The following is a 25,537-nucleotide window of genomic DNA, read 5'->3' on the forward strand; positions in this document are numbered from 1 at the left end:
GGGCATTACCCCGCTTCATCACTACTACGAGCCTCTCCGACTCCCGCACGCGATCACCCCCGAGGTTATTGATTCCCCCACGGGCTTGTCGGCTTACCCGACATCACGGCGGGCCTCCCAAGTTCCTGGCTGTTCTTTCTGCGCGCGCCGTCTCTTGTTACCCCGGAGGGCCTTGCCGGTGCATATGACCGTTCCTTCCCGACAAGTGCTGGCTTCATCATATCCGATAGGCTGGCCGCCCTCGACTTGTGTAACGAGGCTGAATCAAGTTCGCTTTCGCTACGGCTCGCGCGTTCGCCTTCCCAGGCTTCGACGCCGGGGTTACCCCCGATCACCGCTGGGTCGGCTACATGTGCAACGATCAATTCACACGACTGACTCCTTTCATTCAGTTAGAAACAGCCAAGCTTTGCTTGGCGCACCGAAGGGCACGGATAATGGGTGAACAGGACTCCGACTCGCTCTGTTATTGAATCGCGCAAAGACGCCGGGCTCGCAGAGGAGTGGAATCGGAAACGTGAACGGGGCGGGGCAGGATCTTATCCGTCGTGTAATCCGTGGTCCTCTTTTTCCTCTGACCACAGTCCGGCCATACCGTGGTATCCGTCGTTCAGCGTTCGGAGCACCTTTCCCCGCGAGTGGAATTTATTAACCCAAACACGCATATGCATATAGCGGCGCCGCGAGTCTCCACGTATCGTGTACGGTGCACTCTTTATGCCGGAACCGGATCGGGAGCGTATGACGGACGGAGAAAAAGACATCGCGGCCTCGGCGGACGCGGCGGGCTGGACAATCGAAGAGCACTCGTACCACCCGGCCCGTGAACCGCTCGGCGGGACGCAGTACTGCATCGGCAACGGCTACATGGGCCTGCGCGGGAGTTACGAGGAACTGGGCACGAAGGACGTCCAGGGGCTCTTCGTGGCCGGGGTCTTCCATCGTCGCCTGCGTAAGCAGTTCTGTCGCGCCGATACCTTCTGCCGCAAGCAATACATCTTCGACGAGGAGGCGATGACCACCCCCGAGGAGATCTGCGAAATCCAGAATCTCCCCGATCCCCTCTTCGTACAGATGCAGGTCCATGACCGCCCGTTCCGTCTCTGGGACGGCGAGCTGCTCGAATACCGCCGCCGGCTCGATCTGCGCACGGGGGAACTGGTGCGCACCGTGCGCCGGGACGACGGCGAGGGGCGCATCACGCGCTTCGAGTTCCGCCGCTTCTGCGGGATGGACCGCCGTCACCTGATCATGCAGCGGATCTGCGTCACGCCCGAGAATCACGATGCCGTCCTCGCCTTCCGTTCGGGCATCGATGCCGGCCTGAACGACACCTGCGAAGACACCATACACGAAGAAGCCGAAGACGGGTTCACGCTCAGGAGCACGCTCCCGAGCACCGGCGTATCGGTGTTCCAGGCCGTGCGGCACCGCATCCTCGCAGACGGCCGGCCGGCCGATCCCGCGTGGTCGCGCGGCGAACGACTGCGCCGGCACACCGCATCCACCCGCCTGGAGGTCGCGAAAGGCGAGACGGTCGTCCTCGAAAAAAGCTGCGCGCTGTACTCGTCGCGGGATCCGGACCTCGACGATCCCGCCGAGGCCGCGGTCGAGCTGGCCGACCGCGCGGCGGCGGAGGGCTACGACGCAGCGTTCGGCTCACACGCCGAGGCCTGGCGGCGTCTCTGGCGCGAGACGGACATCCGCATCGAAAACGGTCCCGACGACCAGCGCATGATCCGGTTTGCGATCTTTCATCTGATCATCGCCTCTCCCCACCCCGACTCTTCGGTGAGCATCGCCGCAAAATCGCTGAGCGGCTACGGCTACGGGGGATGTGTGTTCTGGGACGACGACATCAATCTCGCGCCCTTCTACCAGTGGGCACTCCCGGAATACGCGCGCTCCCACCACCGCTACCGGACCCGGATGCTGGACGCCGCCCGCGAATATGCGCAATCCGAAGGCCGCGAAGGCGCGCGCTACCCGTGGCAGAGTTCGGTCTCGGGCCACGAGCACGCGCCCGTATCCATCAACTGCAGCCGCACCCAGATCCACGTCGTACCCGACGTCGCCCATTCCATCTTCCGCTACGCGGCCACCTCCGGCGACCGCGAATTCCTCTACCGCCACGGGCTGGAAGCGGCCGTGGAGAGCAGCCGCTACATGATGCAGCGCCTGGTCCGCCACGAGGCGGAGGATCGTTACGAGATTCACGGCGTCGGCGGCCCCGACGAGTACCATCCGATCACGAACAACAACGCCTACACCAACTGGACGACGGCGGAGGTGCTGCTCCGCACCGCCGATGCGCTCGACGCACTGCGCGCGGAAGACGCAGACCGCGCGCGAGAACTCGAGGCCCGCCTGCAGCTCCGCGACGGCGAGCCGGCCCGCTGGCGCGAGGCCGGACAGAAAATGTTCCGGCCCGTGGACGAGACGACGGGGCTGATCCCGCAGTGCGACGGGTTCTTCGACCTGCAGGACGACTGGGAGCGCGTGGGTTCGGACTGGGGCGGGCCGGGGGCGGAGTATCATCGCTGCAAGGGGATCAAGCAGCCGGACGTCATCCTGCTGCTCACGCTCTTCCCCGAACAGTTCGAGCGACGGCACTGGGTCGCCAACTGGGATTACTACGAACGATTCATTCTGCACGGCTCGTCGCTCAGCCCCTCTATCCACGCCCTGGCGGCCGCGAAGATCGGCCTCGTCCAGCGCGCGCGGTACTATTTCCGGCTGGCCGGATCGTTCGATTTCGAGGACTACAACAACGACTCGGAAGCAGGTATTCACATCGGCAACTGCGGGGGCCTGTGGCAGGCGGCGATCTACGGGTTCGCCGGGCTGGAATTACGCGGCGACACGCTGTACTTCGACCCCCATCTGCCTGAAGAATGGGGGGCCATTTCGTTCCGCCTGCATTTTCGGGGACAGGCCGTCGATGCCGCGGTCCGGTCAGGCGGGGTCGAGATCCGCGCCGACGAAAGCAATCCGGCCCCGGTTCGCATAGGCGGGTTCGGCCGCACGGATGAAGTGCGCGCCGGTGAGACGAAGGAACTGACCGGCCACGCCTCGTGACGGCCCGTCGTACCAACCTGCGCGTTCCCTGTATACATCGAGTTCAGTACGTAAAAGCGTAAAACCCGGAGGAAGAGGCATGAGATCGATGATGAAAGGCGTGCGAACACGAACGGGCATTATGATCGCTCTGATCGTACTGGGGCTCCAGACGATCTCGCGGGCGGCCGTGAACGCGTCGCTCAAGGCAAACCGGCCGTGGAATTTTATCGTCATCCTGCTCGACGACGCCGGCTGGCGCGACCTCGGGTTTACCGGCAATCCGTACATAGAGACGCCCCACATCGACCGGCTCGCCGAACAGGGCATGATCTTTACCGCGGCCCATGCCACCCACCCCTTTTCCGCTCCCTCGCGCCAGAGCATGCTGACGGGCCAGTGGCCCGCGCGCACGGCCTGGACGCGGCGCGGAGAACTCAACCGCCCCGATATGCCGCGCCCCAATGCGCCCTACTCCCCGACCTGGGCGCCGGCGTGGACCCAACAGCGCCCCGAGTTCGCCAGCATTGCGGAAATGCTCAAGAGCAAGGACTATGCTACCGCCCATATCGGAAAATGGCACTTCGGCAATGTCGGCGGCGACGTGACGCCGGAGAGCGAGGGCTTCGACGTCAATTTCGGCGGCGCGGAGACGACGGGCGCGATTAAGAATTACTTCGCCCCGTTTCAGGGTCTGCCCGGCGACGTGGACTCGAAGCCGGGCGAGTACCTGACCCGCCGACTGACCGATGAGACGCTCGACTTCATTCGCGCGAACCGCGAGCGGCCCTTCTACGTGCAGCTGTGGCATTACGCGCCGCACACCCCGATCATGGCACCCGAAAAAGAAGTGCAGTACTACCGCGAAAAGAAGGAACGAATCGGCGACGCGTCGCTCAACCCCACCTACGCCGCCATGCTTGACGTCGTCGACCAGGGCGTCGGCCGCGTCCTGGAGACGCTGGAGGAACTGGGCATCCGGGATCGGACGGTGATCCTGCTCAGTTCCGATAACGGGGGGCGTGAGCTTTTCGGATCGGTCCCGATCACCTCCGTGGACCCCTACCGCGGCGAGAAACGCTACACTTATCTCGGCGGCTTGCGGGTACCGATGGCCATCCACTGGCCGGGTGCCGTGCAGGGCGCCAGGTCAGATCTCCCCGTGTGCATCATGGATTTCTATCCCACGATTCTCGACATCGCGGGCGTCCCGCTCCCTGAAGAACAGCCCACGGACGGGATCAGCCTGAAACCCCTGCTGACCACCGGACGGCAGCCGGATCTCGGGCGGCGCCCACTCTTCTGGTACAACGTGACCGCGCTGCTGGGCGACGACGCGACCCCGGTCGTTCCGGTCGCCGCGTTGCAGCGCGGCCCCTGGCGTCTGGTACGGAATTTCGGCCTGCCGCCGGAACTCTATCATGTCGGGGACGATCCCGGCGAAAGCCGGAACCTGGCCGACCGGAACCCTGAAGTGCTCGCCGCCCTGCAGAAGACGCTCGCGGGCTGGCTCAAGGACACCGGCATCGCCCTCCCCACACCCAACTCGCAGTACGACCCGGATTACGTCATTCCGCGTCAGGTCTCCGGGGAGATCCTCCCCCGCGACCTCTCCCCCGTACGCGAATGGGAACCCGGTGCAGCGAACAGTTCGTGGCGCGCCCGGCGGATGATCACGCTCGCGCGCGACCGCGGGGTGCTGCGCATGAAATCCGGGGGCGTCTACCCGGTCGCCGGTACGGCGGACGCGGAAGGGCTCACCGCCGGGCGGTATGCCGTGCAGGTGGAACTGAAGGTGGCCACGGGAGGGAGAATCCGGTTCAGCTGCCACGACCGTAAAAGCCGGACCACGACGGTCGAATTCTTCCCGAAGCGGGACGGCTCGTGGCACACGCTCACCGGGGTGTTCGAGATCGGCCACGAGCCGGAATCGTTCAGCCTGGCCGCGCCTACGCATCTCAACATGGGCGGTCACTACGATCCCTCGACCCAACCCGACTACATCGAGGTACGCGCCATCCGGCTCTACAGGATGGCCTACGAATGAGAGCCACCCCATGGCATTGTTTTTTTTATTAAACATCATATGCATATCGATATTCTAAACAGAGCCGGGATTTAGGATTGTGTACGTATTACCGTTTAGGGGGGAACGATCATGAGTCGCAGCCGCAGAGACTTTCTTCGATCTTTGGCCTGGACCGGCGCGGCGGCCGCTGCGTCGGGTACCGCCGCAACGGCGGGACGTCCCACCCGGCCCAACATCGTCCTCCTCTTCGCCGACGACCTCGGTTATGCAGACATCGGGCTGCATGGTGCGCAGGATCTCAAGACCCCGAACATCGATGCCCTCGGCCTGAACGGGATGCAGTTTGAGCAGGGGTATGTGACCTACCCCGCCTGCGGTCCGTCGCGCGCCAGTCTGATGACGGGGCGTCATCACCACCGGATCGGATTCCCGACCAACCCGGACCAGGTGATTCCGACCCGCCCCGGCAATCCGCGCGGGCTCTCGCAGGAGGAAATTACACTGCCCGAGCTGTTAAAGCGCCGGGGCTACGCCACCGGCATGGTCGGCAAGTGGCACCTCGGTCATTCGTTCGACGACCACCCGATCAAGCACGGGTTCGACGAGTTCTACGGCTTCATGGGTTCGCTCTACCGCTACTTCGATCTCGGGAATCTGAAGCCCCCGAAATGCATCATGCGCGGGACCGAGCGCGTCCATGAGAAGGAATACCTGACCTACGCCTTCGCGCGGGAGGCCAACCACTTTATCGCGCGTCACCGCGATGAACCTTTCTTCCTGTACGTGGCTTTCAATGCCGTGCACACGCCGCTGATGGATGATGAGGATCCGGGTCCGGTCGACATTCCGTTGAACGGGGTCGACGATCCCCGCGAGAACCGCAAGACGTACATCAACATGGTCGAAGCGCTCGATACCGCGGTGGGGGATATCCGCGCGAAGCTGCGCGAGGCGGGACTGGAGGAAAACACCCTCGTCTTTTTCATCAGCGATAACGGCGGTGCGCGCAAGACGGGCGCCTACCGTAACGACCCGTTGCGCGACTACAAAGGCACGCTGTTTGAAGGCGGTATCCGCGTTCCCTTCCTCGCGGAATGGCCCGGTACGATCCCCGCCGGCTCGCGGTATCAGCCCGTCGTCTCCTCGATGGACGTCTACGCGACCTGCGCCCGTCTCGCCGGGGCCTCGCTGCCCGGCGACCGCGTCTACGACTCGGCGGATCTGACGCCCGTGCTCGCCGGCCGCAGCGCAAAACCGCTCCATGACGAACCTCTCTTCTGGAAAGCCCAGGGGATGAAAGCGGTGAGGGACGGCGACTGGAAGCTGGTCGTCACCCGCGACGGCAGGCCGCATCTTTACGACATCCGCAATGACATTGGCGAAGAAGTGGATCTCGCCACAGTTTATCCCGAACGAACCCGTACGCTAATGCGCGCATTTGAGCGCTGGGAAGCGACGCTGCCGCCGCCGGACTTCAAGCGGTTTCCCGCCGAAGAATACCGCCGCTGGGAAAAGCGACAGGAGCGCGCCTCCGGATGAAACGCCGCGCCTTCACACTGATCGAACTGCTGGTGGTCATCGCGATCGTCGCCCTGCTGCTCAGCATCCTGTTCCCGCTGATCGAGCAGGGCGTCTCGTTCGCGCGCGACGCGCAGTGCAAATCCAACCTCCGCAATCTGGCCATCGCCCAGAAACAGTATACTGCCGACCACGGCATCCATACCTTCGTCTGGGGCAATAACGATGAAGGCTCGCCCTACGAGGGGATACCGTGGTACGCCCTGCGCTGGGAGCACAGCCTGTTGCCCTATACCAAGGACTCCCCCGGCGACCAGTTCCGCGTCCCCAACTATGAGGTCCTCGAGAAGCTGATGTACGAGGGCGTGTATCGCTGTCCCGAGATTCCCGCCGACACCCCCGATCCGCTCGACGACTCAGGCACCAAGACCTACCGCATGTCCTACTCGATGAACAAGTGGCTCAGCCAGGAAAACTCCAAAGCCCGAAACATCAATGTGTACAGGCACAGCATGTGGAACCCCCAGCTTGTACAGCACCCCGCCAAAACCCTGCTCTATAATCGACAGCCATAACCGGCCCTGGCTTTACTGGAAGGACGACTTTGATCCGGACGAGGAGACGCCCGGGCAGATCGAATACCGCCACGACGGGCACGCCAATATGTGCTTTTACGACGAACACGTGGAAGAGCTTACCGAATATTAGGGACAAATAATTTCCGAGGAAGATCCTTCGCGGGGGACGCACTATAACTACGAGGTCGATTCACGGGTCTATCTGATCCGCCATCGCTGAGCGGATAGTTCCCTTTTTGCAGACGCCGCGAAGAATACGGATGACACCACCGCGTAAGAACGAGTAGACAAGCACGATGAACCGGATCACGCGACGATCGTTCAATGCCGGAGCCCTCACGCTGCCCGCGCTCGCTGCGGCGGTGTCGGACGAACGCGGTCGTCGGCCTAACATCCTCTGGATCACGGCGGAGGACATGGGTCCTCATCTCGGAGCGTACGGGGACGCCTGCGCGAAGACGCCCCGGCTCGACCGCCTCGCCGGGGAGGGCATGCTGTTTCTGCGCTGTTTCAGCAATGCGCCGGTCTGCGGGCCGGCGCGCTCCACACTCATTACCGGCCGCTATCCGCCGTCGCTCGGAAGCCAGAACATGCGCACCCGCGTTCCGTTCGCCGGACGCACCTTCAGCGGAATGCTTCGCGAACACGGCTACTACTGCTCCAACCATCATAAGGAGGATTACCACTTCCCCACCCCGCCGGAGGCGTGGGACGACAGTTCGCGCGAAGCGTCGTATCGGAACCGGCCCCCGGGCACACCCTTCTTCAGCGTCTTCAACTACGTCTGTACCCACGAGAGCCGGTTCCGCTACCATGCGGTGCAGGGCGGCCCGCTGCCGTACCACCATCCGGACGAGGCCCCGCTCCGCCCCTACCATCCGGATGTGCCCGCCGCCCGGCGCGATACGGCCGCCTACTACCACAAGATCGCCGAACTCGACGGCAAAGTCGGCGCGCTCCTCGATCAACTTAAACACGACGGACTCTATGAAGACACGATCATCTTTTTTTTCGGCGACCACGGCGAGGGATTGCAGCGCGGTAAGCGCTGGCTGTACGACTCCGGTCTGCACACTTCGCTGATCGTGCGCATCCCGGAGCGCTATCGTGCCGCGGTGCCCGCGTACCGGCCCGGCGCGAAAAACGGGAACCTGGTTTCGTTCGTCGATTTCGCACCCACCGTCCTGAAACTGGCCGGGATCGAACCGCCGGCGGAGATGGAAGGAACAAACTTCCTCGCCGCGGAGACCCGCCCGACCTCGTTCGGCTACCGCGACCGCACGGAGGAAATAATCCGGATCAGCCGCTCGGTGCGCGACCGGCGCTACCGGTACATCCGCAACTTGCTTCCGTTCAGTCCGCAGAGCCGGATGCATCACGGCACCGACAAGATGCCGACGATGCAGGCGCTCTGGGCGCGTCACCTTGCCGGGACCCTGACGCCGGAGGAGGCGCGCTATTTCAGCATAACGCCGGTCGAAGAACTCTACGACTGCGAAGCCGATCCCCACCAGGTACGCAATCTCGCCGCCGATCCCGCCCGGCGCGAGCAGCTCGACGTGCTGCGGCGCGAAGTCTTCGACTGGATGATCGAACACCGGGATCTCGGTGTCGTCCCGGAATACGAGCTGATGCGCTGGTGTGAAACCAGGGACGCGGATCCGACCCGGTTCTTCGCGGGCCGCGCGAAGGAACATCGCGCGCTGGTCGAACTGGCCTTCGCCGCCTCCGGGGGCAGCCCCCGGGAGGCGGAGAGATTCGGCAGGGCGCTCGATCACCGCGAACCGTGCTTCCGCTACTGGGCCTGTCTCGGCGCCTATGCGCTGACCGACCGGGAGCGGGCCGCGCCCTTGAAAAGCCGGCTCGAATTCAGGCTGACCGACGACTCGCCGGTGGTGCGCAGTACGGCCGCCGTCGCCCTGCTGAAAGACCACCCGGGCCATGAACACGCGCTCCGGGTCCTGCGCGTCTCGCTGCACAGCGAGGAAGATCCGCACGCGCTGCTCTGGACCGCCGACGTCCTGCGCTGGCCCGGCCACACCGCCCTTTCGAGATTGAACGACGTCGTGCGCGCCCGTTATCGAAAGCAGAAGACGGTGACGTACCCGGACGAGTTCGCTTCGATGACTACCTATGTGCGCGACGCGCTGGGTGCGCTGTGGATCCGCATGACCCATGGCGCACCGCTGCCGTGGCTGGCGTTCCGCGGAAGCTCCGGGCCGTCGTTCCAGGACCGCTTCGATCGCGGCGATACCCTGCCCGTCGCGTGGTTTGAAGAGGGGCACCCGCTGGGCGCACCGTGGCAGATCGTCTCCGGCGAGTGGGCCGTCCGAAACCGGGAACTCGCCGTGGCCCGGACGGATCGGCCGCCTTCGCTCGTGCTCGCGGACACCACCGGCGTGGCTCCTTCCGAGCCGTTCCGCGTGGAGGCGGAGGTCCATCTCAAACGCCGCGGCGCGATGGCGGGACTCGTCTTCGGCGCCACATCCCCGGATGACTTCTACGTATGCCGTTTCTGGAAGAACGCCCCTGACCGGGCGGTGTTCCAGGTGCTGCGGATGCGCCGGGCTCGGGATCTGCAACAGGTCGTCTCCACCGAACCCTTTTCTTTCGAGGGCGAAACGCTTCGCTGTACCGCGACGAACGAAAGCGGCCAGTTGCGTTACCGGGTGATCGACCCGAACGGCACGACGTTGCTGGTGGGGCATACGGCGCTCACAATGCCCGCAGGTCGTTCCTGGTCAGGGCTCTACCAGATCATGTCTGAGGAGCTGTCATTTTCCCGGTTCAGATTTGCACGGGGACGGGACGTTAGAGGGACTGTGTAAAACCGAGGTACGACTCCCATGAAAGAGACGATCAGCCGAAGAAGCTTTCTGACCCGAGCCCTGACTTTGCCCGCGCTCTACGCGGTCTCCGGCGAAGCCGCCGCGCAGTTCGAACTGCGCGGGAAGCGACCCCACATCCTGCTGATCACGACCGACGACCAGGGGACGACGCTGGGTTGTTACGGCGACCCCCTGGGGCGCACGCCGAACATGGACCGGCTGGCGGCGGAAGGGATGCGATTCACCCGCGCCTACGTGACGCACGCTTCGTGCAGCCCCTCGCGCAGTTCAATACTCACGGGGCTCTACCCGCACCAGAACGGTCAGATCGGTCTCGCCGGTGCGCATCCCGAATACGGCGTCAAACGCAACATCCCCACGCTCCCCGGAATCCTCAAGGAATCGGGATACTACAACGGCATCATCGGGAAACTGCATGTCACCCCGCAGGAGATCTTCCCGTTCGATTTCGAATGGTGGAAACATCAGGCCCTGAAGACGCGCGACGTGCGCGAGGTCGCGCGGCGCGCGGCGATGTTTTTCGACGAAGCGGGCGATCGCCCCTTTTTCCTGTATGTCAATTACTTCGATCCGCATCGGCCGTACAACGAGGAGGCCAACCAGTACATGGGTCTGCCCGAGGACCCGTACACGCCGGAGGAGGTCGAGCCCTTCCCCTACCTGCACGCCGATGGCGACCGGGTGCGCCGGGAGGTCGCCGGTTACTACAACGCCCAGCGCAGGGCGGATGCCGGTCTGGGCATGCTCCTCGAAACATTGCGGGAGGCCGGACACGAAGAGGATACGCTCATCATCTTTCTCGGCGATCACGGCGTTCCCTTCGTTCGCGCCAAGACCACCTGTTACGAGGCCGGCGAGGAGGTACCCTTCCTCGTGCGCTGGCCCGGCGTAATCCGTCCCGGACAGGTCAACCACGATTTTATCTCCTCGGTCGATATCCTGCCCACGATCCTGGACGCAGCCGGCATCGCACCGCCGGCGCACCGGGCGGGCCGTTCGCTCATCCCGCTGCTCACGGGATCCACCCCGGCGGACTGGCGCAAGACGCTCTATGGGGAATACACCGCCCATGCCGCGCAGCACTTCTATCCCCGCCGTTCGATCCGCGACCGGCGTTACAAGCTGATCCGGAATCTCGATCACACGCGCCCCAATCCCGTGCCGCAGATCGGACCGGTCGGGATCAAGTTCGCCGAGGACGACGAGACGCGGCAGGCGTACGAGACGAGCATGCATCCGCCCGAATTCGAGTTGTATGATCTCTCGAAGGACCCGCACGAGATGCATAACCTCGCGGGCAATCCGGAGATGAAACCGGTACTGGAGCGGATGAAGGCCGAACTGCAGCGGAGGCGGGAAGAAACCGACGACCCGCTGCTCGACCCTGAAGAACTCGTTCGGCTCAAAGCCGCACATGACCTGTAAAAGGAGCAGACGATGAAAAGACGTGATTTTATTTCGGCACTGGCGGGATCGGTGGTCATGGGCTCATGGGCGGCGGGGGCGGCGCGCCGATCCAGGCCGAATGTGCTGTTTCTCTGCGTGGACGATCTGCGTCCGATGCTCGGCTGTTACGGCCATGATTTCATGAAGACGCCGAACATCGACCGGCTGGCGGCGCAGGGGATGGTTTTCGACCGCTCGTACGCGCAGTTCTCGATCTGCGGCCCCTCGCGCGCGAGCATGCTCACCGGCCTGCGTCCGGAGCACCACGGGATGCAGGACAACGCCGTCTCGCTGCGAGGCGTGTCACCCGACATCCTGACCCTGCCCCAGCACTTCCGCCTGCACGGATACCGCACCGTCGGCATGGGCAAGATCTTCCATCACGGCGGGGGGGGCGACGAACGCTCATGGGACGAGTGGAAGGCCTTTACCGGACGCGGCTACTTCGACCCCGAAAACCTCGCCGAACAGAAGCGCAGGCGGAAAGAAGTGCAGAATCGGATCGATGCCGGCGAGGATTTATCGCCACACCAGCGCTTTGCCCTGACCGTCGGCCCGTGCACCGAAGCGTATGATGCGCCGGAAGAAAAATATCCCGATGGAGTCATCGGGCGGATGGCGGTCGAAAGCCTGCACGAACTCGCCGGAGAAGAGCAGCCGTTCTTCCTGGCCGCCGGTTTCCTGAAACCCCACCTCCCACTGATCGCGCCGAAGCGCTACTGGAATCTCTACGACCGCGCCTCGCTTCCGCTCACGCTTATGGAGAACCCCGCGGGAGCACCCGACTTCCACCCGCACAACGCCTATGAACTGCGCATGTACCACGACGTTCCAAACGCCGGCCCCCTGCCCGAAAAGCTCCGGCGCAGGGTGATGCACGGCTACTGCGCCTGCACGTCATTTATCGACGCGCAGGTCGGACGCATTCTCCGTACGCTGGATGAACTGAAGCTATCACGTGACACCGTCATCGTGCTGTGGGGAGACCACGGCTTTCACCTCGGCGAAGTCGGCGTCTACTGCAAGGACACCAACTACGAGACCTCCCTGCGCTGTCCGCTGATCGTGCGGGTGCCGGGGATGGAGACGGCGGGGCGGCACAGCGACGCGCTGACCGAGGCGGTCGATATTGCGCCCACGCTCTGCGAACTGGCGGGCCTGCCGCCGCCCGGCCGCGCGGACGGCATGAGTCTCACGCCGCTGCTCTACGACCTCGATCTGCCGTGGAAAAACGCCGTCTACGCCATGAACCGCCGCGCGTGGCAGCATCCGTACACCGGACAATCCGTCCGCACCGACCGCTACCGCTATATCCGCTGGATCGACGAAGATGGATCGACGAAAGCCGAGGAGCTTTACGATTATCGCGACGAACCACTGGAGACGCGGAACCGGGTTGATGATCCGGAATATCGGGACGCGTTGGAGCGCCTGCGTCCCATGTACGACCGGATGCTGCAACGTGCGGGAAGGGCAGACCGTGGGAGGGGGTAAAGACCATATCAGTACAAAGCCCCCCGCTAATCCCATTCTGTTATCCGTGCCCTTCGTAATCCGTATTAATCCTGAAGTTACGGCCGTGGCCGCCATGCCGGGTGTCATTCGCTGTGGAATTCATGAAGTAAAATAAGCGGAACGGTATAAGGTACGGGCGTTGCCGATTATAGTATGGCCGTTCGTATAGTTCGGGAGGAGACAGATGGGCTGGCGCAGAATTGTCATCAGCGGAGTGCTCCTGACGGGGCTGGCGGCGGTGGCCGGCGAACGTCCGCCCCGCACGGTACTCGGGCCCTGCGCGGATACGGAAATCCGCGGCGGGGCGTACGCCGCACGACATTTCGGAAATGCGCGCGAACTTTGGGTTCAGCGCGGAAATGCGGCGGAGGAGCAGCGCTCCATCCTGCTGCGCTACGACCTCTCCACCCTTGCGCAGACCTCGACGGCGAGCGCCAGGATCTGGTTTAAGGGAACCGCGGAGGGCACGGGATCAAACCCCTCGTTCTCCGTGTACGCCATCGATTCGGAATGGGGCGAGTCGTCGGTCACCTTCGATACGGAACCGCGAAAACTCGAACGGGTGGCCGTGACCACCATCAGGCCGGATACTTCGGGGCCGGTCCCTTTTGATCTCACGGATTACGTGACCCGTCATCTCGACCGCACGGAACTCTCTTTTCTGATCGAAATGCGCAGCGCTCCCGGATTCTCCCGCCCGGTGCACTTCGGTTCGAAAGAGGCCGGCGGCGACCGCGCATGGCTGGCGATCGCAGAAGAACCCCGCCCGCGCTACGGGTTCGCGGCCGCAATGCGTCCCCTCTGGTCCAACCCCGTCATTCACCGGGAAACAGCCCTCCCCCTTTCGAAGGAGGGCCAGGCACCCCGGGCGCGCCTGGCCTTCCGCCCCGAACGCATCCTCCGGGTGGAGGATTACGCCCTCACCCGCACCTACGAAGAGGGAAAGGATTTCCGCGTGGATGGGCGCCATTTAATCGTGCGGCCCGGGAGCGACATGCCGGTGACCCTCCGACGCGAACTCTTTCCGGACAGCCCCGACGCGAAGCCGGGCGTGATGAAGCGGCGGGACGGCGGATACCTCGCGTTTTCCGAATCCTCATGGTTCAACGATCGGCAGATACGAGTCACCTACCGGCGCGGGGAACCATGGCGCGGACCGGTACCGGAATATGGCGGCGACAGGCTGCCGCGCACGACCGGCCGGCTGCGGGCGGGCGCGCCGCTTAAGATCGTGCTCTTCGGCGACAGCATCGCGGTGGGCGCCTCCGCCAGCGCCAAAGCCGCCCGTCCGCCGTACATGCCCTCGTGGGGACGCCTGCTCGCGGAACAGCTGCGCCGCGAGACGGCTTCCTCCATCGAGCTCATCAACCCCTCGCTGGGCGGAATGACCTCGGCGTGGGGGGCGAAGACGGTCGACGGACTGGTCGCGCACGAGCGACCGGATCTGTGCATTCTCGCCTTCGGCATGAACGATGGCGGTCATGTGCCGGTCGAACGCTACATCGAAAACACGAAGGCAACCATACGCGCCATCCGGACTCAGAATCCGGACGCTGAGTTCATCCTGGTTATGTCGATGTTACCCAACGAGCAATGGCGCGCGCTGGAGCCCATGCGCGGCTATCTTCCCGCATTGAAGCAACTCAAAGGCGACGGCGTGGCGGTAGCCGACCTGTGGTCGCTGCACGCCTACCTGCTCCGGAACAAGATCTACGCGGACATGACCGGAAACCACGTCAATCACCCCAACGACTTTCTCGTGCGGCTCTACGCCCAGACGCTCGCGACTATGCTGATTGAATGAGCTTAAGCTGGATTATTCACTGCAAATGGTTTAGTCCCGCGCCTATCGAAGAAACAGCCCCGGCTCAAAACAGGATAATACCCATGAAACTCAAAAGACCGTTCCTTGTCTGGGGCCTTCTTATCATGGCCGCCGGCGCGATGGCGGCGGGCGGCGGACCCGACACCCCCACGAACGCGGTCGCCTTTCCGGAGACGCGGCTCGACCCCTTCACCTCTGACGGTCCGCGGGTCCGCGTGGAGGGTCACGGATCACAGCCGTTCCGGATCTATTTCGGGAACAATCAATTCGACAAGGACGAGATCATTCTCGAGGAGATGCACAAGGCCCGTGATGCCGGGGTGCGGGTGCTGTCGGTCAACGTGGGACTTCCCGAGGCGACCTCGCCGGAAAAGATCCGCGCGACGCTGGATTACTTTTTCGAACCCTTCCCCGAGGCCCTGATTCTTCTGCGTGTCTGGCTGGGACCCTCCGAGACCTGGCACAAAAAACATCCGGAGGAGCGGTTCACCTACGCCGACGGCAGCACGACGAAGATGGCCTCGCCCGCTTCAGAGGTCTGGCGGAAATACGCCCACCGGAATGTGCGGGAGCTGCTGGATATCATCGCCGACTCCCCGTATGCGGACCGCTTCATCGGGCTGATCCCGCTCTACTACCTGACCGGCGAGTGGCAGATGTGGCACCCGGAAAAGTCGGGCGGATACTCGGCGCCGATGACCCGCGCCTTCCGTGCGTGGGCGCGCGAAACCTACGGTTCGATCGGGAAGGTCAACAAGGTGTGGGGCACGGAGCTGGAGTCCTTCCGGGAGATCGAGGTGCCCTCGCGGGACGAGCGCTACGAGGGCGAATTCGGCATCTTCCGCAACCCGGCCACGCAGCAGAAGGTGATCGACTTCACCGTCTTTATGAACAATCTCATCCCGGACGTGATGGGCGAGATGGCGGCGACGATCAAAGACGCCACCGCGGAACGTTCGCTCGTCGGCTATTTTTTCGGGTATCTCTTCGAGCACGCCTGGACCGGGAACTGGCCGCAGCAGATCGGGCATCTCGGCACGAGCCGCCTGCTCGCCTGCCCGGACGTGGACTTTTTCGGCAGCGCCTATTCCTACAACATGTACAATCGGCGCTTCGGGTTCCCGATGGACGTCCACGGGCCGCGCAGCAGCGGCCCGCTGCACGGCAAGGCCGTCTTCCTGGAAGAGGACACCTTCACCCACCTGGCCGAAGAACCGGACAAGAGCCTCGCGGCCCCCGGCTACCCCCAGCGCACGACCCACATGGAAGAGACCATGGCAGTACTCAAACGCAATATGGGGCTGATGATCGCCCAGAATGAATTTCCGCACTGGCAGAACCTGCTCTCGGACGGGCGCTTCAATGACAAGCGCATCTGGAACTGGTACGACAAGGTCCACGACCTGATCGAACGCGCTTCGCTGAACCCCGCCTACGAGCCGTCCGTCGCGGTGGTGCTGGACGAGAAGAGTTACACATGGCAGCGCGTCCCCGCCCGCGCCGTGTACGGTCGCTGGGTGTATGAAACCCGCATGGCCCTCTCCCGGACGGATGCCGCCCTGGGATGGTACCTGCAGAGCGATCTCGACCGCATCCCGGAATCGGTGCGCTGCGTGATCCTGCTCACGCCCTACCATCTCGATCCAGCCGAAAAAAACGCGCTGCGCCGACGCTGGATGAAGGATGGTCGGATGATCGTCTTCTGTTACCTGCCCGACCTGTTCCGAGCCGGCAAGGCCCCTTCGCTGACGAAATTCACCGGGATCGGACTTGAGTTGCACAGGGACGAGATCGACCCGGAGTCCCGCCTGGTGCAGGGGACGCTGATGGAGGAAGGATACGACCCCCGGCTCGGGGAGGCGACCGACCTCTCCTACAACTGGAATGAACCCGGGGCGAAGCTGGGACCCGTGTCGCCGTGGTTGCACGTGGAGGACGAAGAGGCCGAGGTCTTCGCCCGTTATATTGATGAGGAGCTGCCCTCCTGTGCGATGAAGGAAATGGACGGCTGGACCTCGGTCTACCTCGGCACGTCGCGCCTCACGCCGCGCATCTGGCGCGAGCTTTTCCGGCGCGCGGGATGCCATCTCTATCTGGACGAGGTCTCCGACAAATGGATGAAACCCGATTTCATCCAGGCCTCTCCGCCCTTCCTGATGGTGCAGTCTTTCCGGGGCGGCAGAAAGACCGTATACCTTCCGCACCGCGCCTCTGTGGTCGGCGAGTGGCGCGACGGGGAAACACGCGTGCTGGGCCGTGACACCGACCGGGTGGACCTCGATCTGCGACCCGGCCATCCGGCCTACATCCTCTGGCGCCGGGGCTCGATCCGATGAGTGCGGCGACGGATCAAAACTCTGTCGCGGGGATTCCCGAATGGCTCCGCAGCGCGGTGATCTACGGGGTCTTTCCGCCGAGTTTCCGTGACGCCAACGGCGACGGGATCGGTGATCTCCCGGGGATCGTCGAGAAGCTCGACTACTTTACCGAACTCGGGGTCGATGTGCTGTGGCTCAACCCGGTCTTCGATTCCCCCTTCGAAGACGGCGGGTACGACGTATCCGACTTCTACCGCGTGGCCCCGCGCTACGGAACGAACGAGGATCTCGAACGGCTGTTCGCCGAGGCCGGAAGACGCGGCATCCGGGTGCTGCTCGATTTCGTCGCCGGCCATACCTCAATCCGCCACCCCTGGTTTCAGCAGTCCGCCCGAGCCGAACCCACCCCCTATTCCAACTGGTACATCTGGACGGATCACATCTTCGCCCCCTGCGGCGAGAAGTTCATCGGCGGGCTCTCGCCGCGCTCCGGCCGCTATCACGCCAACTTCTTCTATTTCCAGCCCTCGCTCAACTATGGTTACGCGCATCCTCGCGAATCCTGGCAACTCCCCGTCGATCACCCCGACGTCCTCGCGATGAAGGAGGAGATGCGCCGGGTGATGACCTTCTGGCTCGATAAGGGCGCGGCGGGATTCCGGGTCGACCTGGCCTCGACGCTGATCAAGGATGAAATGGGCGGCGAAGCCCTGAAAGAATACTGGCGGGACGTGCGTGAATGGATTGATCGCGCCTACCCGGACCGGGCGCTGGTCGCCGAGTGGTCTTCGCCCGAAGACGCCATAGATGCCGGCTTTCATGTCGATTTCGCCCTGCACTGCAACGGCGACGCCTATAATTCGCTCTTCCGCATGGAGACGGGAACCAATGTCCTTCCCGGCGCGGGCAACAGTTATTTCCGTCGCGAAGGCAAGGGCGATATCACACCGTTCATGGAGTGGTTCGAAACACACGCGCGGGGGATGGGCGGTCGCGGATTTCTGTCGATTCCCTCGGGCAACCATGACCTGCCACGGCTTTCGTATCGCCGCAACCCCTCGGAACAGAAGGTCGCCCTCGCCTTTGTGCTCACCATGCCCGGCGTGCCCAGCCTCTATTACGGCGATGAAATCGGACTGCGCTACCAGCCCGATCTGCCGTCGAAGGAGGGCGCCTACCTGCGCACCGGTTCGCGCACCCCGATGCAGTGGGACCCGTCCCCTAACGCGGGATTCTCCACCGCCGACCCCGCGGATCTCTATCTCCCGATCGATCCCGCGTCCGATCGCCCCACGGTCGAGGGTCAGCGCGACGATCCGGACTCGATCTGGCGCCTGGTCCAGGCGCTGCTGAAGCTCCGCCGCGAACACCGCTGCCTGCGGGCCGATGGAGGATTCGCCCCGCTCTACGCCGAACCGCACGCCTACCCATTCGTCTTCGAGCGGACTGCGGAGCAGGAGCGGATGATCGTCGCCCTCAACCCCTCCGCCGAACCTGCCCGCGCCGGATTCACGTGGCCTGAGGACCGCGCCACCCCGACCGCCATCGAAATCGGAACCGCGCCGGAAATCTTCCGCGACGGACCGCGCCTCATACTCGACCTGGCCCCCGTGAGTTTCTGTGTCCTGGAAGCACTTCCCCCTTCTCCCCGCTTGCATCCCCGCGCCTGAACGACGAAACTCTTCCCCCGTGAACATACTCCTCTGCAACGACGACGGCATTCACGCCCCGGGGCTGCGGCTGCTGCGCGACACGGCGCGGGAGTACGGCGAGGTCTCGGTGGTGGCGCCGGAATACGAGCGAAGTGCCGCCGGACATTCCATTACCCTCGCCGACCCCCTGCGCACGAAAGAGATTTATCACGGCGACGATTTCTTCGGCTGGGCGGTCAGCGGGACGCCGGCCGACTGCGTGAAGCTCGCCGTGTGCGCCCTGCTCGATGAACCCCCGGACATCGTCCTGAGCGGAGTCAATCTCGGCTCCAATACCGGCATCAGCGTCCTCTACTCAGGCACCGTCTCCGCCGCGACGGAGGGGGTCATTCTGGGTATTCCCGGCATCGCCTTCTCGCTCTGCACCTATGAAACGCCGCACTGGGAGACGGCCGCCGGGGTCGTACGCCGGGTGCTGGACCGCTTCCTCCACAACGGGCTGCGTCCCGGCAGCCTGTTGAACGTCAACATCCCGAACCTGCCGCACGGTGAGCTGCGAGGCATGAAACCTGCGGGTATGGGTAAATCGCGATTCGTGGAGAAGTTTCACAAGCGCACCGATCCGCAGGGAAACACCTATTACTGGCTCGACGGCGAACTGGAGATTCTCGACCGGACCGACGACATCGACATCCGGGTCGTCGGCGAGGGCTACGTGGCGCTCACCCCGATTCACTTTGATCTCACCGACCGCGACTGGCTCGATCACCTCCGCGACGCGTCGGAGCACACGGAGTAAACGGGAGCGCGAGAATGGCCGAAGCCGACACCCTGCAGCCCGATATCGTGTACATGCGCATGGCGCTGCGGCAGGCGCAGCAGGCCGCCGATGAAGGTGAAGTGCCGGTGGGCGCGGTCATCGCACTCGACGGCGCCATCCTCGGCCGCGCCCGCAACCAGACCGAGACGCTGAAAGACCCCACGGCGCACGCGGAAATTCTCGCCATCACCCAGGCAGCCCAAGCGGTCGGCGACTGGCGCCTGAACGGCTGCACACTCTACGTGACCAAGGAACCCTGCCCCATGTGCGCGGGGGCCATCGTGCTGGCGAGAATTCCGACCGTAGTCTGGGGCGCCGACGATCCGAAACGCGGCGGGGCGGTCTCGCAATTCACCATACTTCAGAGCACGGAACTGAACCACCGCCCCGAAATCCGGCAGGGCGTGATGGCGGATGAATGCCGGGCTGTGCTCCAGGTTTTTTTCCGGAAACGACGGGCACCGTCATGAGTCTCTGAGGTGCCTGAAGCTCGATACCCAAGGGATGGCGTTTTTACAAGAGGACTTCCGCGGGGAACACATGCCCGGAACGCACTACAGGACGGAGCGGGCGCACGGGGGCTTCACGCTCATCGAACTGCTTGCGGTCATGCTGATTATGGCACTTCTGCTCACGGTCTCGCTCCCGGCGTTCAGGAACCTGGCCCGGGGGCGCGGCATCGACCGCGCGGCGCGCGAGGTGGCGAGCGCCGTGCACATGGCGCGCCAGCGGTGCGCGCTCGAGCAGAAGCACACCTTTCTCGTTTTTGCGGACAAAGACGTCGCCGAGGCGGCGGGGCGTCCCGATCTGGCCTACCGGGCCTATGCCCTCTTCGCCGGGTCCGAAGACCGTAACACGGCCGATGAACGGTTGACCTCGTGGCGCTTTCTTCCCGATCATACCGTATTCGATCCCCTGCATACGCCCAACGATTCCAATCACGGGAATATCATGAACCTGTACCGGAACCTGGAGATCAACACCGAAGATCTGATGATCTCGAAAATGGGGATGCCCTCGCTCACCTACGGGTCCAAGGCGAACATCCAGACCCTCAGGGATCACCCCTCTTACGGAAAGATCCGGATCTATATCGCCGAAGGCACGCCGGAAGAGATCGAACGCGGCAGCCTGCGCGAAGGCTTGCGGGCGATTATCGAAGTGGACGATTACGATACGAGCATCGCCACGGTGCACACGGAAGACTATGACCAGTACTGATCAGGGGCACGCAAACCGTTTCCGGAAGCAGGGGAAAAGAAGCGGGTTCTCGCTTCTGGAGCTCGTGCTCGCGATCGGCATCCTCTCGTTCGGACTCCTCGCGCTGTTCGGGGTTTTCCCCTCCGGCCTGGACGCCGTGCGCAAGAGCACGGAGGAGACGGAAATCCACCTGTTCGCTTCAAGCGTGCTGGAAGCCTGCAAAGGAACACTCGCCGCCGCACCGCGGGATGCCTGGGACCTCCCCGCGACCGTCCCTGTCGATGCGGCCGACAACAGCCCGTGGGAACCCGCAGCGGTGACGGTCAGCTCTGACCCGGACTGGGAGGGTCATCTTTCGAAGATCACCTTCAAAGACATCGCCGGCGACGAAATCCATTACTACTACCACCTCTACGTGGACGACCTGAACGCGCGCCATAAGCGCATCGCGCTGCGCGCATGGCGGTCCGCGGCGGCCCCGCAGACCGAGGAGGGATCGGTCTTCTTGTACACCGAGGCGTACCACACCATGGAATTCAGGCTCTATCCGTACCGATGAATGTCTGTGCCCACGAAAGAGAACGGTTCCCGGGCGGCGGGAAGGCCTTCACGCTCGTGGAGATGCTGCTGGCCACGGCCATACTCTCGATTCTGCTGATGGCCCTGGTCTCCCTCTATCTGCAGACCACCGGGACGGCCGACCGCGCCCGTGCGCGGATAAAGCTGGCGGTCCAGGTCAACAAGACTTTCGACCGAATGCAGGAGCATTTTTCCACCTGCATCCGGGACTGCCCGATGGGGCTGGACACACCCGGCGAGAGCGTCGCCCATCTCGGAGACTATGCCGGCACGGAGTTCGCGTTTGTATGCCTCAACGGCACGGTCGACCCGCCGGCTTCCCGACTCGCGAGTTCCCAGTTCTATTACATCGACCATCAGACGGACATGGCGGGTCGTGAAGACCCGACCCGCTTCGCGCTCTACCTGCAGAATCAGAGCCGCGCCCGGACCAACCGGGCCTTCGGCGTGCGGCACAAACCGATGTCCGGTTTTCTCGACCGGCGGCGCCGCGACGCCTCCGGGTCGAACGCGGGATGGCAGAGCGCGCAGCCGCTGCTGCCCAACGTCGTCAGCATGTACGTCTACGTATACCGCTATCGGCCCGACGGCACTCTGGAAAACATCACGCCGGGGATGGACGGCAACCCGGACCCCCCGAAACAGTGGACTCCCTGGCCGACCGATATCCCCCCTCCGGAGGACGACCCCGGGATCCAGGCCACCTCGATCGAAGACATGCCCGACGCCGTCGCCGTCGAACTCGGGGTGCTCACGCCCGAGGACGCCGACGCCCTGGCCCGCCGTATCGAATTCGGCGAAAGCGTCTCGCAGGTCATGGCGGACGATGAAGACAACATTTCGTGCCGCACCTTCCGGAGGCTGTTCGTCTTCAACCGGAGCCCCCGCACCCATCTGCAGTCGGAGAAGTAATCATGCGCACGTCTCAGGCATACGGAAACCGCGAACCGCGAGCGGGCATTGCGCTGATCGCCGTCATCGGCGTGCTTTCCGTGCTCATGTTGCTCGCCGTGTCTTTCGCGGCTTACATACGGACGGAACGCCTCATCTCACACGGCCATATCAACGACGGCAAGGCCGTGCAGCTCATGGATGCAGCCATCGCGCGAACCGCGGATTATCTATACGAGTACATGAACGAGGAGGTCGACGGAAAGAAACGGCTCTGCACGGAGAGAGACGGCGACCGCCCCGTCGTTCTGCGCAGCGGCACGGGAGTCGACGTCCACATGTACGGAAGCAGCATCCACGCCACGGCCCATCGATACGTCCCGCTGAATTTCACGGACCACCCCGACGACGGCGCCGGCTGGGAACCGATCCGCTACGGGGGCAGGCTGATCGGACGTTACGCGTTTCTGGCCTATGACTGCTCGGGTAAAATCGACATCTCGCACGCGGGAGGATACGACCCCGCGAGCGGAATGCGCGCCCGTTCCAACGCGGCCTCCGCCGCCGAACTGCAGCTCAGCGCGTCCGTGATCGCGGATATCGACGATGCCGAGGCCTATCTCAGCGACCGGCGGCAGTATCTGCGCCGATTCGAATCACCGCTCGAAACCATCATCCCGACGGGCACCGTTTCCCGCGCCGGGGACGAACTGAACTGCCGCCGCGGCCGCGCCCGCGATCTCTATCACTTTTCTTTCTACCCCGCCTGGCGGCCCGGTTCCGACTCGCCCCGATTCGACCTCGGCAAACCGCTCGAGGCCTCCGGGGCCGACGCGGTCGCGGCGATATTTCAACACCTGGAAGACGAGGATCTGCTTGATTTCGGCGGCTGCACGTTCGGGGGCGAAGAGAGGGCCTTTACGGCCCGCGACATGGCGCGCAATCTGAGGGATTATGTCGATGCGGACCGGATCCCGGGCGACCTCGCGTCCTTCTGCACGGAATCGGTGCCCATGGCCGGCGAACTCATGGTCAGCAACAGCGTGGAAAAAGCGGGCAACACGTTCCGCCTCTATCTCGAAATGGCCTACCCCTTCCCCACCAACCGCAACGATCAGAGCTTCGCGGTCGAAGTGGAGGGCCTGCGCGTAACCTGCGGCGGTCAGGTGCAGGAGTACGACTGGGATTTCAGCTACACCCCGGACACCGAATCCGTCCATGTGGAAGAGAAATCCGTGACGCACCCCTCCACGAACTTCCCCGCCCGCGTGGACCTGGACCGCATCGTCACGCGAATGGGCGGGGACATGGTCGATGTCGTCAGCAATCTCACGGGCCGGATCAGCATGGAGCAGGGCGAAGCGAAAACTGTCGCGGTCCGCGACCCGAGGATCAATTTCGCGGGCACCGACACGAACCAGTGGGAAAGCGTTTCAACCAATTCGATCGGACGTCCGAACCACGACGATGTGGACTTCATGTACGTCGCGGACCGCCCGCTCCGCAACGTGGCCGAACTCGGATACCTCAGTCACGGCATCCCCCGCCGGACGATCCGGCTTTACGGCCCGCAGCTCTGCCCGGTAACCGATTATTTCGTCGCCTCGAGCCGTCCGCCGGAGCAGGGGCTCATCCCTATCAACACCGAAAACAGAAACGCACTGATCACCGCCTTCCTCGGCGCCCCCGTCTACGGGCAGATCTACCACGCTTTCGGGGACGACTGGAAAAACAGACGTGAACACAAGGTGAGTGAGTCCGAGGCGGCGCAGCTCGCGGATTTCTTCACCAACCTAACCCGCACTGCGGCGTTCACAAATTCGCTCGACTGGGCGCGCAATGAGGGGTTCTTCAACGAGATCGGATACGAGTTCGAGACCGAAGAGGCGCGCGAAGCCTTTGTGGGCATGATCCAGACGCTCATCGGCACCCGGAACGCGGTCTATACCTGTCTGATCAAGGTCCAGGCGATCGACGACCTCGACCGCAGCGGATCGTATACGGAGGGCGGGGATACGATCCTCGGCGAGAAGAATGTCGCCGCGGTCATCTGGCTCGATCCGCGCCAGACCGACCGGCGCGATCAACCCCGCCTCTTCGTCCAGATGATCGACTGGAGGGTGGGGCAATAGGTTTCAGCTCAAGATCGATCCACACGAGGTAATGATCCGAAGCGTGCGGGCCGGTTATCCATGCCCTGCCCTCTTCGCCGTTCGAAGGGCGGAACACCCTGCCGGCCTTTACGCGCCACCCGGTTTTGGAGGGCAGGACGTAGTCGACCCTTAATCCCCATGCGGCGGTTTTGTCCGCGGGCTGTTTTCCGGTACTGATGCGGGGATGCTCAAGCAGCTGTTCGATCGCGCCGGGGCGGCTTTGACCGTGATCGGGGTCGGCGTTGTAGTCTCCGAGTATGACGAACCGCGCATCTTCCGGAAGCCCACCCCGCACCCCGGCATCATCACGGATGTATGCGGATCGGGCTGGACCGATGTAGTCGGCCCAGAAACGGATCTCGTCGTGATTGCGGCGTCCGTTGAAGTCCTCCGGCCCGTCGAACACCGGCGGCACGGGATGGGCGCAGAGGAGATGCGCGGTCGCGCCGCCGATTCGTACCGGCACGTCCCAGTGACTCTTCGACGAGAGCCGGAATCGACTCGCAGCCTGCTCCGGAAGGGCGGCCGGCCCCAGCGCACCGGGCATGTCCGCCCACCGGAACCGGCGGAATGTGCGGACGTGCTCACGCTCGATCGGGAAGCGCGACAGGAGCGCCATCCCGTACTGTCCGGGATAGAGGCCGTAACCGAAGGCGTCCTTCGCGCCCTCGCCGCGCCGCCCGTCGCCGTTCAGATCGAAGCCGGAAGGCACGCCCGTATTGACCGCCGCCGTAAACGCGTGGGGGTACGTGATCGGGGGCGGCCCGCCATCCGGCGCTTCGAGGTAGTGGCGGCGGAACCCGTCCAGCACCCTTCCCCCGGCGTCGTAATCGAACTCGTTGAGCAGGAGTATATCCGGCCGCACGGCGCGGATGATGTGCGCGACCTTCTCCGCGCGAACGTGACCCGGAGCGGTCAGCTTCCGGGCCATTTCCCCCGCACGCTCTCCGTGAAGTGCGACGTTAAACGTGGCGATGCGGATCGTATCCGCGGATTCCCCGGGAGACGACGGGATCAGCATCCCGGCGTACATGGAAAAGACGATCGTCCGCGTCACAGACATGAACGCGATGATGACCGGCCCTTATTCAGGGATCGTTAGGGCCG

17 protein-coding genes are annotated in these 25,537 nt (G+C 63.8%); 16 read left to right on the forward strand and 1 reads right to left on the reverse strand.

Annotation, left to right across the window (positions count from 1 at the left end; all coding sequences use genetic code 11):
* Positions 1 to 741: 741 nt before the first annotated feature.
* From L21SP4_RS07235 to L21SP4_RS07310, 16 genes are all read left to right on the forward strand, one after another.
* Positions 742 to 3,078, forward strand: a complete 2,337-nt coding sequence (locus tag L21SP4_RS07235) for a glycoside hydrolase family 65 protein (protein ID WP_052882026.1) — start codon at positions 742 to 744, stop codon at positions 3,076 to 3,078.
* 79 nt (positions 3,079 to 3,157) lie between these two features.
* Complete coding sequence (locus L21SP4_RS07240) at positions 3,158 to 5,104, forward strand: sulfatase (RefSeq protein WP_052882027.1); 1,947 nt, start codon at positions 3,158 to 3,160, stop codon at positions 5,102 to 5,104.
* Between the two features lie 111 nt (positions 5,105 to 5,215).
* Positions 5,216 to 6,625, forward strand: a complete 1,410-nt coding sequence (locus tag L21SP4_RS07245) for a sulfatase-like hydrolase/transferase (RefSeq protein WP_074041414.1) — start codon at positions 5,216 to 5,218, stop codon at positions 6,623 to 6,625.
* Entirely contained in the window at positions 6,622 to 7,179 is a 558-nt protein-coding gene (locus L21SP4_RS07250; RefSeq protein ID WP_052882029.1) for a prepilin-type N-terminal cleavage/methylation domain-containing protein, read from the forward strand. Before L21SP4_RS07245 ends, L21SP4_RS07250 begins: the two co-directional genes overlap by 4 nt.
* A gap of 299 nt (positions 7,180 to 7,478) precedes the next feature.
* Positions 7,479 to 10,010 carry a sulfatase family protein gene (locus tag L21SP4_RS07255; RefSeq protein ID WP_052882030.1) on the forward strand — a complete coding sequence of 844 codons (2,532 nt, stop codon included), beginning with the start codon at positions 7,479 to 7,481 and terminating at the stop codon, positions 10,008 to 10,010.
* Positions 10,011 to 10,028: 18 nt separating this feature from the next.
* On the forward strand, positions 10,029 to 11,456 hold the full coding sequence (locus L21SP4_RS07260; protein ID WP_052882031.1) for a sulfatase family protein: 1,428 nt from the start codon (positions 10,029 to 10,031) through the stop codon (positions 11,454 to 11,456).
* A gap of 12 nt (positions 11,457 to 11,468) precedes the next feature.
* A complete protein-coding gene (locus L21SP4_RS07265) occupies positions 11,469 to 12,971 on the forward strand; it encodes a sulfatase (RefSeq protein WP_052882032.1) in 1,503 nt (500 codons plus the stop codon).
* 205 nt (positions 12,972 to 13,176) lie between these two features.
* Complete coding sequence (locus L21SP4_RS07270; RefSeq protein WP_052882033.1) at positions 13,177 to 14,796, forward strand: CBM96 family carbohydrate-binding protein; 1,620 nt, start codon at positions 13,177 to 13,179, stop codon at positions 14,794 to 14,796.
* 83 nt (positions 14,797 to 14,879) lie between these two features.
* Positions 14,880 to 17,153 carry a beta-galactosidase gene (locus L21SP4_RS07275; protein WP_052882034.1) on the forward strand — a complete coding sequence of 758 codons (2,274 nt, stop codon included), beginning with the start codon at positions 14,880 to 14,882 and terminating at the stop codon, positions 17,151 to 17,153.
* Complete coding sequence (locus L21SP4_RS07280) at positions 17,150 to 18,805, forward strand: alpha-amylase family glycosyl hydrolase (RefSeq protein ID WP_169747695.1); 1,656 nt, start codon at positions 17,150 to 17,152, stop codon at positions 18,803 to 18,805. The genes L21SP4_RS07275 and L21SP4_RS07280 overlap by 4 nt, the downstream gene beginning before the upstream one ends.
* A gap of 19 nt (positions 18,806 to 18,824) precedes the next feature.
* Positions 18,825 to 19,586 carry a 5'/3'-nucleotidase SurE gene (gene surE, locus L21SP4_RS07285; protein WP_052882035.1) on the forward strand — a complete coding sequence of 254 codons (762 nt, stop codon included), beginning with the start codon at positions 18,825 to 18,827 and terminating at the stop codon, positions 19,584 to 19,586.
* A gap of 14 nt (positions 19,587 to 19,600) precedes the next feature.
* Positions 19,601 to 20,077, forward strand: coding sequence for a tRNA adenosine(34) deaminase TadA (gene tadA, locus L21SP4_RS07290; protein ID WP_052882036.1), 477 nt, complete (start codon positions 19,601 to 19,603; stop codon positions 20,075 to 20,077).
* Between the two features lie 34 nt (positions 20,078 to 20,111).
* Entirely contained in the window at positions 20,112 to 20,828 is a 717-nt protein-coding gene (locus tag L21SP4_RS07295) for a pilus assembly FimT family protein (protein ID WP_052882037.1), read from the forward strand.
* The gene (locus L21SP4_RS07300) at positions 20,815 to 21,366 is read left to right on the forward strand and encodes a type IV pilus modification PilV family protein (RefSeq protein ID WP_052882038.1); all 552 of its coding nucleotides are present in this window, start codon (positions 20,815 to 20,817) and stop codon (positions 21,364 to 21,366) included. The genes L21SP4_RS07295 and L21SP4_RS07300 overlap by 14 nt, the downstream gene beginning before the upstream one ends.
* Positions 21,363 to 22,298, forward strand: coding sequence for a PulJ/GspJ family protein (locus tag L21SP4_RS07305; RefSeq protein ID WP_052882039.1), 936 nt, complete (start codon positions 21,363 to 21,365; stop codon positions 22,296 to 22,298). Before L21SP4_RS07300 ends, L21SP4_RS07305 begins: the two co-directional genes overlap by 4 nt.
* A 2-nt stretch (positions 22,299 to 22,300) precedes the next feature.
* Positions 22,301 to 24,409, forward strand: coding sequence for a hypothetical protein (locus tag L21SP4_RS07310; RefSeq protein WP_052882040.1), 2,109 nt, complete (start codon positions 22,301 to 22,303; stop codon positions 24,407 to 24,409).
* Here the strand turns inward: L21SP4_RS07310 and L21SP4_RS12395 are convergent.
* Complete coding sequence (locus L21SP4_RS12395; protein WP_074041415.1) at positions 24,324 to 25,493, reverse strand: endonuclease/exonuclease/phosphatase family protein; 1,170 nt, start codon at positions 25,491 to 25,493, stop codon at positions 24,324 to 24,326. The genes L21SP4_RS07310 and L21SP4_RS12395 overlap by 86 nt on opposite strands.
* Positions 25,494 to 25,537: the final 44 nt, after the last annotated feature.

It is taken from the genome of Kiritimatiella glycovorans, assembly GCF_001017655.1.
Lineage (GTDB): Bacteria > Verrucomicrobiota > Kiritimatiellia > Kiritimatiellales > Kiritimatiellaceae > Kiritimatiella > Kiritimatiella glycovorans.